Annotated in this window: 1 protein-coding gene and 1 pseudogene; one reads left to right on the forward strand and one right to left on the reverse strand. The window is 72.6% G+C overall.

The window, feature by feature from the left end; translation table 11 throughout:
• A pseudogene (locus AB0E96_RS41055) lies at positions 1–550 on the reverse strand (hypothetical protein); the annotation flags it as partial.
• Positions 551–698: 148 nt separating this feature from the next.
• Here AB0E96_RS41055 and AB0E96_RS41060 point away from each other — a divergent pair.
• Positions 699–1,379: a PhzF family phenazine biosynthesis protein gene (locus AB0E96_RS41060; RefSeq protein WP_359831930.1), complete on the forward strand. Its 681-nt coding sequence runs from the start codon at positions 699–701 to the stop codon at positions 1,377–1,379.
• Positions 1,380–1,530 lie beyond the last annotated feature (151 nt).

Raw genomic sequence — 1,530 nt, forward strand, 5'->3', positions numbered from 1 at the left:
TGTTCCGGCCCGCCCCGTCTTCTACCGGCAACACGGTCCACTCGTGCCCTACAGGCCGCTCCGCGTATCTAGGGGGGACGCCGGCCGGCGGCGGGACGGGCGCGCCCGGCTGCGCGGCGTACGGGGCGTTGGGGTTGTACGGAGCCTGCGGGGCGTTCGGGTTGTACGGGGCCTGCGGCGCGTTGGGGTTGAACGGCGCGCCCGGGTTGAACGACCCCTGCGGGGCGCCCGGGTCGAACCCGGCCGCGGCCTGGGCGGGCTGCTTCTTGGCGTTGCCGCGCTCGACGAGTGCCTTCACCGAGGCGACGATCATGCCGACCGGCAGGATGAACACCTTGAAGAAGATGTAGTAGGTGCCGCCCTCGAAGACGAACGCCAGGTAGTAGGCGTACCCCAGGAATCCGAGGCCGAGGACGACGTTGAGGATGCGCAGGCCGACCTTCAGCCCTCCGGCGGCGGCTCCGAGGGCCACCATGATGACGCCGCTGAGCGCCAAGAGCACGACGTACCACGAGAAGAGCGGTTCGACGCTGAAGTCCAGATTGTTCAAGACGGTTTCCTGGGAGGGGAAGAAGAGAAAACGGCGGGCGCCGTTCGGGGACGAGAGCGCAGAGTACTGGAGGCGGCCGACATTCGTCGCCGCCTTTGCGTCACGGTGTCATTGCGCTGTTCCGGCGCGGCAGCAGACGAGGTGGGAAATGACGGAGTTTGAGGTGCTGCGGGTTTTTTGCGGGCCCGACGGGAGCCACGGGAACGCGCTCGGGGTGGTGCGCGACGGCGCCGCCGTGCCGGAGCGCGCGGACCGGCAGCGGATCGCGCGCGAACTCGGCTTCAGCGAGACGGTGTTCGTCGACGACCCGGAGCGCGGGGAGATCGACATCTACGCCCCGTCGGTGCGCCTGCCGTTCGCGGGCCACCCCTGCGTGGGCGCCGCCTGGCTGCTCGGCGTGGACCGGCTGGTCACGGCGGCCGGGGAGGTGGCCGTGCGGCGGGCGGACGGGCTGGTCCGGATCGCGGCCCGGCCGGAGTGGGCCCCGGCCCGCACCCTGCGGCAGTACGGTTCGGCGGCCGAGGTGGAGGCGCTGGAGGTGCCGCCGCCGGGGGAGTGGGTCTACGCCTGGGCCTGGCGGGACGAGGCGGCCGGCACCGTACGGGCCCGGGCCTTCCCCGGGCGGGGCGACGGGATCGACGAGGACGAGGCGACCGGTGCGGCCGCCCTGCTGCTGGCCGCGCGCCTCGGCCGGGAGCTGGCCGTCACCCAGGGCCGGGGCTCGCTGCTGCTGGCCGGTCCGCGCGGGGGCGGGCTGGTCGAGGTCGGCGGCCGGGTGGTCCGGGCCCCGGGCACGGCTCAGCCGGCCGGGGGCGTCGGCTCGGCCTAGCTAGGGCGTGTCTGACAATTCCCGCCGGGCGTGCGACGCCAATTGTCAGACACGCCCTAGAAGTCTGATGAAGATGTTGGGTTCTGGCCCCACTGCGTGAGCGGTGGGGCCAGACTCGTTTCGTGGCGATGGGGGAATGGGCCGGGGAGCT

The organism is Kitasatospora sp. NPDC036755 (assembly GCF_040636595.1).
GTDB lineage: Bacteria > Actinomycetota > Actinomycetes > Streptomycetales > Streptomycetaceae > Kitasatospora.

Excerpts from the sequence above, each read along its gene's own strand:
- AB0E96_RS41060 (WP_359831930.1), top strand. The coding sequence starts at position 699 with ATGACGGAGTTTGAGGTGCTGCGGGTTTTTTGCGGGCCCGACGGGAGC.